The organism is Cupriavidus sp. SK-3 (genome assembly GCF_000611145.1).
In the GTDB taxonomy this organism is placed as follows: domain Bacteria; phylum Pseudomonadota; class Gammaproteobacteria; order Burkholderiales; family Burkholderiaceae; genus Cupriavidus.
In genome coordinates this window covers 57,113-66,132 of sequence record NZ_JFJV02000154.1, presented here as the reverse complement: position 1 = coordinate 66,132, position 9,020 = coordinate 57,113, and the positions used below count along the sequence as shown (strand labels likewise).

Annotated in this window: 7 protein-coding genes; 2 read left to right on the top strand and 5 right to left on the bottom strand. The window is 67.2% G+C overall.

Features of this window, described 5'->3' with window-relative positions; all coding sequences use genetic code 11:
- Window positions 1-428: tripartite tricarboxylate transporter permease (locus CF70_RS37890; protein WP_035866538.1), on the bottom strand; the 428-nt coding region annotated here is incomplete at its 3' end.
- A gap of 12 nt (window positions 429-440) precedes the next feature.
- The gene (locus CF70_RS15975; protein ID WP_035866512.1) at window positions 441-902 is read right to left on the bottom strand and encodes a tripartite tricarboxylate transporter TctB family protein; all 462 of its coding nucleotides are present in this window, start codon (window positions 900-902) and stop codon (window positions 441-443) included.
- A gap of 360 nt (window positions 903-1,262) precedes the next feature.
- Here CF70_RS15975 and CF70_RS15970 point away from each other — a divergent pair, with 360 nt between their 5' ends.
- The gene (locus CF70_RS15970; RefSeq protein WP_035866510.1) at window positions 1,263-3,008 is read left to right on the top strand and encodes a potassium/proton antiporter; all 1,746 of its coding nucleotides are present in this window, start codon (window positions 1,263-1,265) and stop codon (window positions 3,006-3,008) included.
- An 87-nt stretch (window positions 3,009-3,095) separates the two neighbouring features.
- Here the strand turns inward: CF70_RS15970 and CF70_RS15965 are convergent, their stop codons facing one another.
- From CF70_RS15965 to CF70_RS15955, 3 genes are all read right to left on the bottom strand, one after another.
- On the bottom strand, window positions 3,096-4,115 hold the full coding sequence (locus CF70_RS15965) for a tripartite tricarboxylate transporter substrate binding protein (RefSeq protein ID WP_035866507.1): 1,020 nt from the start codon (window positions 4,113-4,115) through the stop codon (window positions 3,096-3,098).
- Between the two features lie 100 nt (window positions 4,116-4,215).
- Entirely contained in the window at window positions 4,216-4,671 is a 456-nt protein-coding gene (locus CF70_RS15960; protein WP_035866504.1) for a DUF2214 family protein, read from the bottom strand.
- Between the two features lie 145 nt (window positions 4,672-4,816).
- On the bottom strand, window positions 4,817-6,037 hold the full coding sequence (locus tag CF70_RS15955) for a CaiB/BaiF CoA transferase family protein (protein WP_035866501.1): 1,221 nt from the start codon (window positions 6,035-6,037) through the stop codon (window positions 4,817-4,819).
- Between the two features lie 330 nt (window positions 6,038-6,367).
- Between CF70_RS15955 and alaS the strand changes: the two genes are divergently transcribed.
- On the top strand, window positions 6,368-8,992 hold the full coding sequence (gene alaS / locus CF70_RS15950) for an alanine--tRNA ligase (protein ID WP_035866498.1): 2,625 nt from the start codon (window positions 6,368-6,370) through the stop codon (window positions 8,990-8,992).
- Window positions 8,993-9,020: the final 28 nt, after the last annotated feature.

Below are 9,020 nucleotides of genomic sequence, written 5' to 3'. Positions count from 1 at the left end.
CCGAACTTGAACGCCAGTTCCGACAGCGGCGCGGCAAAGGCCGCCAGGATCAGGGTAGCCACGCAGCCGGCGAAGAACGAGCCCAGGCCGGCGGTGGCTAACGCCACCCCCGCTCGTCCTCGCCTGGCCATCTGGTAGCCATCGATGGTAGTCACCACCGACGACGATTCACCCGGCAGGTTGACCAGAATGGCGGTGGTGGAGCCACCGTACTGGGCGCCGTAGTAAATACCGGCCAGCATGATGAGCGCGGCCACCGGCGGCAGCGTGTAGGTCACCGGCAGCAGCATGGCGATGGTGGCCAGAGGCCCCAGGCCCGGCAGCACGCCGATCAGGGTACCCAGCACGCAGCCCAGGAAGGCGTATGCCAGGTTTTGCAGCGTCAGGGCGGTCGAGAAGCCGAGGCCCAGGTTGGCTAGTAGTTCCATATGGCCGTCTCCTTAACCTGCCAAGAATGCAGGCCACACCGGCATCTGCAGATTGATGCCATACACGAACGCACCCATGCTGATCAGCACCAGGATGACCGCGTTTGCGACAGCGCCTTTCCAGCTGAATTCATGGCTGGCCATCGAGGACACCAGTACCAGGACCAGCACGGACAACACCATGCCCAGCGGCTTGAGCATGAGGCCGAACAGCACCACCGAACCCAGGATCCACAACAGCGTCTTGATGTCCCAGCGCGCCAGCTGATCTTCTTCCTTCTTGGCGGACAGGGAACCCCACAGCACCAGCGCGCCCAGCAGGGCGAGCACGATGCCGAGCCAGAACGGGAAATATCCCGGGCCCATCTTGGCGGCGGTGCCCATGGAATAACCACGTGCGACCCAGGAAAAGCCGAATCCGACCAGGATGAACATCAGGCCGGAGGCAAAGTCCTTTTGGCTACGAATGCGCAAAATGATTCTCCTCGAAAAAACTGCTTGAAATCCGTGCGGCCGTCGATGTTGCGGTGCGCAAAAATGACGCTTGCATTCGTCCTGCCGCTGGCAGGGTGGAAATTAAGGGGGCGACCTTTCAGTGACCTTTCAGATGTCTGCAAAAATGGTCAATCTCCGGGTATCTCCCTAGGCGACATATGAAGGCCGGCCGGAAGGCGTGGCGCCGGCGCCGGGTGGGCCGGATTGCGCCTCGCAGCGGGGTGCGCGGCAGTGCGGACATGGCGCTGCGTTATCATCGTCGGCTGCGCTGCCGTTGCCGCCGCGTACGCAGCCCGCGGCCGATGCGGCGCGGTACTGGTACTGAAAGGGAAAGCCGTCTTGGAAAGCATTGACCATGTCATCCTGATCGGCGCCATCGTGATGTCCCTGGGCATTGTGGTGGGCGCCTTCTCGGCGCGCCTGGGCGTGCCCTTCCTGCTTGTCTTCTTGTCGGTCGGCATGCTGGCCGGCGTGGATGGCCCCGGCGGCATCCGCTTTTCCAACACCTGGCTGAGCTTCCTGGTTGGCAACCTGGCGTTGGCGGTGATCCTGCTCGACGGCGGCCTGCGCACCCGGCTGGCGACCTTCCGGGTTGCGTTGCGGCCGTCCCTGTCGCTGGCCACCGTCGGGGTCCTGGTCACGACCGGGCTGGTGGGCCTGTTCGCCGCCTGGGTGCTGGAGATCGACTGGAAGCTCGGCCTGCTGCTGGGCGCCATCGTGGGCTCGACCGATGCCGCGGCGGTGTTTTCGCTGCTCAATACCAGCGGCATCCGGCTCAAGGAGCGGGTCGCCAGCGTGCTGGAGATCGAGTCCGGCATCAACGACCCGATGGCCATTTTCCTGACCTTGACGCTGATCGACTGGATCGCCGCGCCCGCCGGCCTGAGCCCCGGCGCGCTGGTATGGCGCCTGCTGGTGCAGTTTGGCGTGGGCGGCTTGCTCGGGCTCGGGCTGGGCTACTGCCTGGCCAATGTGATGGAACGCATGCGCGTGGCCGAAGGCTTGCAGGCCATCCTGCTGTGCTCTGGCGGCGCCATGGTGTTCGCCATCGTGCAGACCGCCGGCGGCAGCGGTTTCCTGGCGGTCTACCTGACCGGCATCCTGGTGGGCAACCGCGACCGTGCGGTCAGCGCCGACACCATGCGGGCGATGGATGGCATGGCCTGGCTGTCGCAGTCCGCGATGTTCCTGCTGCTTGGCCTGCTGGTGGCGCCCCACCGGATCTGGGAAGTGGCGCTGCCGGCAGTCGCGGTGGCGGCCTTCCTCATGCTGGTGGCGCGCCCGGCGGCGGTCTGGCTGGCGCTGCTGCCGTTCCGTTTCAGCGCGCGCGAGAAGGGCTTCGTGGCGTGGATGGGCTTGCGCGGGGCCGTGCCCATCGTGCTGGCGCTGTTCCCGATGCTGCAGGGCATGCCGGACTCCGGGTTGCTGTTTCGCATTGCGTTTGCGGTGGTGCTGGCCAGCCTGCTGCTGCAGGGCACCACCGTGCCGCTGGCGGCACGGCTGGCGCGTGTGCTGCGGCCCGCCTATCCCGAGCCGCTGGCCCGCGCGCGCCTGCAGGGCACCCATGGGCCGGCGCTGGAGGTGATGCAGTTCAGAGTCGGGGCGGATTCTCCCACCGAGAACCTGCGCGCCGACCAGCTTGAGTTGCCGCCGCGCTGCCGCCTGCTGACGGTGGTGCGCGACAAGGCCCTGGTAGCACCCGAGCAGACCATGCTGGCGGCCGGCGACGTGGTTGCCATCCTGGCGCCCGCCACCAGCGTGCCGATGCTGGCGCTGCTGTTCCACCGCCCCGGGCCGGCGCCGGCCTGGGGCAAGGCAAGCCATGATTTCCTCTTGTCCGGGGAGGCCATGCTGCGGGATGTGGCGGCGCTTTACGGTACGCGGGAGCTGAGCGCCGACGAAGCCGCCCGGACGCTGGAAGCTGCCATGCAGAAGGCATTTACGTCGCCGCCGGTGGAAGGCGACGCGGTGGAGATTGCTGGGTTGAAGCTGACGGTGACGCGCATGGACGGGCCACGCATCATCCAGGTGGGCTTGCTGCTGCCGCGCGCGGAGCCCGGTGCGACCAGTCCGGAGGTGTCCTGACGGCCGGCGGGGACGCCCCGAACAGGAATGAAAAACGGCCCGCGCGGGCCGTTTTTCATTCAAGGGGCGGCGTTTTGCCCTGGCGGATCAGTCCACCTTGGCGCCAGACACCTTGACGATCTGCGCATACTTCTTCAGCTCACGCTGCACCAGCGCCCCGAACTGCTCGGGCGTGGTCGGCGCCGGCTGGGCGCCGATCCGGGCCAGCCTGGCCTTCATGTCATCGGTCTTGAGGATGGCCACGATCTCGTGGTTGAGACGGTCGACGATCTCCTTCGGCGTATTGGCCGGCGCGAACACGCCGAACCACGTGGAGATGTCAAAGCCCTCCAGCCCCAAGCCCTTGCCAGCCTCGGCAATGGTCGGCAATTCGGGGAAGGCGGCGGCACGCGTGGCGGTGGTGACGGCAAACGCCTTGAGCTTGCCGGCCTTGATATTGGCCGAGGCCGAGGCGAGGTTGTCGAAGATCATGTCGGTCTGCCCGGACAGCACCGACAACTGCGCGGGCGACGCGCCGTTATAGGGAATGTGAACCATGCTCACCCTGGCCAGGCTCTTGAACAACTCGCCCGACAGGTGGCCGGCGCTGCCGTTGCCGCCCGAGGCGTAGTCCAGTTTGCCGGGGTTCTTGCGCGCGTACTCCACCAGCTCGCGCACATTGCCGATATGCAGCTCGGCGGCCTTGCCGGGATGCATGACCAGCACGTTGGGTACGTCGGCCACCAGCGTGATCGGGCTGAAGTCCTTCACCGGATCGTAAGGCATCTTGGCGAACAACGTCGGGTTGATGGCGTGGGTGGCTACCGCGCCCATCACGATGGTGTAGCCGTCCGCGGGCTGCTTGGCCACGTAGTCGGCGCCGATATTGCCGCCGGCGCCGGGGCGGTTTTCCACCACGACGGGTTGGCCAAGGCTGTCCTTGAGTTTGTCGCCGATGGCGCGCGCCACGGTGTCGAGCGGGCCGCCGGCCGGGTAGGGCACCACGAACTTGAGGGGTTTGACCGGGTATGTGGCCGCGGCGGCTGGCGCCGCGCCGATGGCGCCAAGGATGCCAATGGCGGGCAGGGCTGCGGCGAACAGCGCCGCGGCAAGTTTTTGCTTGAACATGGGGATGCGTCGGTAGGGATTGGGAATCTGGGCGCGCCAGGCGGCCTGGGCCTGGCGGCTGGGAATCTCGCTGAGAATCTCGTTTACAAGCCGGCGGGGCCTACTTCATGCCGATGCCGCGCGCCATCATCACCGCGCATAGCGGCAGCAGGATCAGCAGGTGGGCCTCGATCATGACCCAGCGCCGGGCGGATTTCAGCTCGGCCGGCATCGGCACGAAGTCCGGCAGGCTGCGCGCCTGACGGCGCCAGCGCTGGATGGCGAAGGTGGGCGGCAGCGAGCACAGCGCAATCACCACGAACACAGTGATCTTGGCGTGGAACCACGGGTTGTGCAGGTAGAACTGCGCGCCCTTGGCGCCGTAGAACAGCCGCAGCAGGCCGGTCGCCAGCACCGCCATGGCGGACAGGAAGTAGATCAGGTCGTAGACCGAGAGCCGCCTGAGCGTGGCCGGGGTCATGCCGGGCCGCAGGACGACGGCCTCGGCGGTCATCAGGGCGATCAGCACGAAGATGAAAGTAAAGTGCAGGAAGGCCAGCAGGGCGTCGGTCAGCATCCAAACTCCTCTCTTGGTGGGGCGCCCGCCCGGCGCCCGCGCGCGCGGGGGGGGGGGCGGGGTAAGGTTCTCTGCTTGTTTCGCTACGGTTGCTGCAACTTTCCGCCCGCGCTGCCGGGAGCGGCTCAGGCGCCCAATGCCCGGCTTACAGCACGCCCTTGGCGCGCAGCGCGGCAATCTGCTCCGGCGTATAGCCCAGCATGTCGCCGAGCACGGCATCGGTGTGCTCGCCCAGCAGCGGCGGGTGCCGCACGGCTTCGGGCGGCGTCGCGCTCATCTTGATCGGGCTGCCCACCAGCTTGACTTCGCCGGCGCTGGGGTGCGGCAGGTCCACGCGCAGGCCGCGCGCCTTGACCTGGGCATCGTCGAACACATCGTCCAGGGTGTTGATCGGGCCGCAGGGGACGCCGGCGGCTTCCAGGTCGAGGATCCACTGGGCGCGGGTGCGCGGTCTGACCATCTCGGCGATGATCGGCACCAGCACGTCGCGGTGCGCCACGCGCTGCGGGTTGGTGGCGAAGCGCGGGTCGTCGGCCAGCTCGGGGCGCCCGCCGGCACCGGCGAACTTGCGGAACTGGCCGTCATTGCCCACGGCCACGATGATCCAGCCATCGGCGGCCTGGAAGGTCTGGTAGGGGACGATGTTGGGGTGCGCGTTGCCCCAGCGCTTGGGCGCCACGCCGCTGGCCAGGTAATTGGTGTTCATGTTGGCCAGCATGGCCACCTGCACGTCGAGCAGGGCCATGTCGATGTACTGGCCTTCGCCGGTGCGCTCGCGGTGGGCCAGCGCGGCCAGCACGGCGATGGTGGCGTACTGGCCGGTCATCAGGTCGGAGATGGCCACGCCGGCCTTCTGCGGGCCGCCGCCGGGCAGGTCGTCGCGCTCGCCGGTCAGGCTCATGAAGCCGCCCATGCCCTGGATGATGAAGTCGTAACCGGGGCGGGCCGCGTAGGGACCGGTCTGGCCGAAGCCCGTCACCGAGCAATAGATCAGGTCCGGCTTGATCGCCTTGAGCGAGTCGTAGTCCAGGCCGTACTTCTTCAGTTGGCCGACCTTGTAGTTTTCCAGCACCACATCGCTCTGCGCGGCCAGCGCGCGCACCAGTTCCTGGCCTTCGGGCGTGCTGATGTCGCAGGTGACCGAGCGCTTGTTGCGGTTGGCTGCCAGGTAGTAGGCGGCTTCCGCGGTATCGCGGCCCGCGCCGTCCTGCAGCCAGGGCGGGCCCCAGGTGCGGGTGTCGTCGCCGGCGCCGGGGCGCTCGATCTTGATCACGTCGGCGCCGAAGTCGGCTAGGTTCTGGGCGCACCAGGGCCCGGCGAGAACACGGGTCAGGTCGAGGACGCGGAGGTGGCTTAAAGCTCCCATGGGGTGTGATGCGGATCCGGCAAGAGTGGCAAAGGGAAGGCCGGGCGGCCCCGCCGTCTGTCTGGGCGGCGGCTTGCGGGGCAGTCGGGGCAGGCGTGAAACCGGCCCGGGGGCGTCCGGCAGGGACAGCCAGCACTTTACCACCGGCACGCCGCCGGGAGCACATCGCGCCATGCGGGGAGTGTGCCGGGGCGGGGCGCCGCGGGCCGCGCGCGACGAATCCCCGGCGGGCTGCCGCGCGGCGGGGCTTCCCCGTATAATCAATGGTTTGCAAATCCTCCATCTTGACCGACAGCGCCCTGCCACGCCGCCGGACGCCCTGCCCAGAACATGAAAGTCTCCGACATCCGCAGCAAGTTCCTGCAGTACTTCGAATCGAAGGGCCATACCGTGGTCCGCTCGTCCAGCCTGGTGCCGGGGAACGATCCGACGTTGCTGTTCACCAATTCCGGCATGGTGCAGTTCAAGGACGTGTTCCTGGGCACCGACAAGCGCCCCTACACCCGCGCGACCTCGTCGCAGCGTTCGGTGCGCGCCGGCGGCAAGCACAACGACCTGGAGAACGTGGGCTACACCGCGCGTCACCACACCTTCTTTGAAATGCTCGGCAACTTCTCGTTTGGCGATTATTTCAAGCGCGAGGCCATCCAGTACGCATGGGAGCTGCTGACCAAGGTCTACCATCTGCCGGCCGAGAAGCTGTGGGTCACGGTGTACGCGGAAGACGACGAAGCCTACGACATCTGGGCCAAGGAAGTCGGCGTGCCGGCGGAGCGCATCGTGCGCATCGGCGACAACAAGGGCGCGCGCTACGCCTCGGACAACTTCTGGCAGATGGCGGACACCGGCCCCTGCGGCCCCTGCTCGGAAATCTTCTACGACCACGGCCCGGAAGTGTGGGGCGGCCCGCCGGGATCGCCGGAGGAAGACGGCGACCGCTACATCGAGATCTGGAACCTGGTGTTCATGCAGTTCAACCGGGACGAGCAAGGCAATATGCCGCGCCTGCCCAAGCCCTGCGTCGACACCGGCATGGGCCTGGAGCGTATCGCCGCGGTGCTGCAGCACGTGCACAGCAACTATGAGATCGACCTGTTCCAGGCGCTGATCAAGGGTGCCGCGCGTGAGACCCATACCGACAACCTCAACCAGAACTCGCTCAAGGTCATCGCCGACCACATCCGTGCCTGCGCCTTCCTGATCGTCGACGGCGTGATCCCCGGCAATGAAGGCCGCGGCTACGTGCTGCGCCGTATCATCCGCCGCGCCATCCGCCACGGCTACAAGCTGGGCCAGAAGACGCCGTTCTTCCACAAGCTGGTGGCCGACCTGGTGGCGCAGATGGGCGAAGCCTATCCGGAGCTGGCCGAGGCCGAATCGCGTGTGGTGGAAGTGCTCAAGGCCGAGGAAGAGCGCTTCTTCGAGACCATCGAGAACGGCATGTCCATCCTCGATGCCGCACTGGCCGATATCAAGCTCAAGGGCGGCAAGGTGCTCGACGGCGAACTCGCCTTCAAGCTGCACGATACCTTTGGCTTCCCGCTGGACCTGACGCAGGACGTGTGCCGCGAGCAGGAACTGACGGTGGACGAAGCCGCCTTCGACGCGGCCATGAACCGCCAGCGCGAGCAGGCCCGTGCGGCCGGCAAATTCAAGATGGCGGCCGGCCTGGAGTACAAGGGCGACAAGACGACGTTCCACGGCTACGAGAAGCTGGGCGTGGACGGCGCGAAGATTACCGCGCTGTATGTGGATGGCGCCGCCGTGGACACCATGCAGCCCGGCCAGACCGGCGTGGTCGTGCTCGACAACACGCCGTTCTACGCCGAGTCCGGCGGCCAGGCCGGCGACCAGGGCGAACTGAAGAACGGCAATGCCGTCTTCACCGTGGCCGACACCACCAAGGTGCAGGCCGACGTGTTCGGCCACCAGGGCACCCTGGCGGGCGGCGCGCTCAAGGTGGGCGACAGCGTCACCGCGCAGGTCGACGCGCAGCGCCGCGCGCGCACCGTGCGCAACCACTCGGCCACCCACCTGATGCACAAGGCCTTGCGTGAAGTGCTGGGCAGCCACGTGCAGCAGAAGGGCTCGCTGGTCGATGCCGACAAGACCCGCTTCGACTTCTCGCACAATGCCGCGATGACCGACGAGCAGATCCGCCGCGTGGAGGAAATCGTCAACGCCGAGATCCTGCAGAACGCGGCCACCGGCGCCGAAGTCATGCCCTTCGACGACGCCGTCAAGAGCGGCGCCATGGCGCTGTTCGGCGAGAAGTATGCCGACGACGTGCGGGTGCTGTCGATCGGCAGCTCCAAGGAACTGTGCGGCGGCACCCACGTGACCCGCACCGGCGATATCGGCGTGTTCAAGATCGTGATGGAAGGCGGCGTGGCAGCGGGTATCCGCCGCGTCGAAGCCATCACCGGCGACAACGCGCTGCACTACCTGCAGGCGCTGGACGCCAAGCTGAACGAAGCCGCCGCCGCGCTCAAGGCGCAACCGTCCGAGCTGGTGCCGCGTATCGGCCAGGTGCAGGAGCAGGTGCGCGCGCTGGAGAAGGAGCTGGAACGCCTCAAGAGCAAGCTGGCCGCCTCGCAGGGCGACGAGCTGGCGGCGCAGGCCATCGACGTCAAGGGTATCAAGGTACTGGCAGCCCAGCTTGACGGCGCCGACGTCAAGACGCTGCGCGAGACCATGGACAAGCTCAAGGACAAGCTGGGCACCGCGGCCATCGTGCTGGGCGCCGTGGCCGACGGCAAGGTCAGCCTGATCGCTGGTGTTACCGCCGATGCCACCGCCAGGGTCAAGGCCGGCGAGCTGGTCAACTTTGTTGCGCAGCAGGTCGGCGGCAAGGGCGGCGGCCGTCCGGACATGGCACAGGCTGGCGGCACGGAGCCGGCAAATCTGCCCAAGGCGCTGGCTGGCGTCGGCGAGTGGGTGGCGGCCAAGGTCTGAGGCAACGCCGAGGCTTGAAACGAAGCCG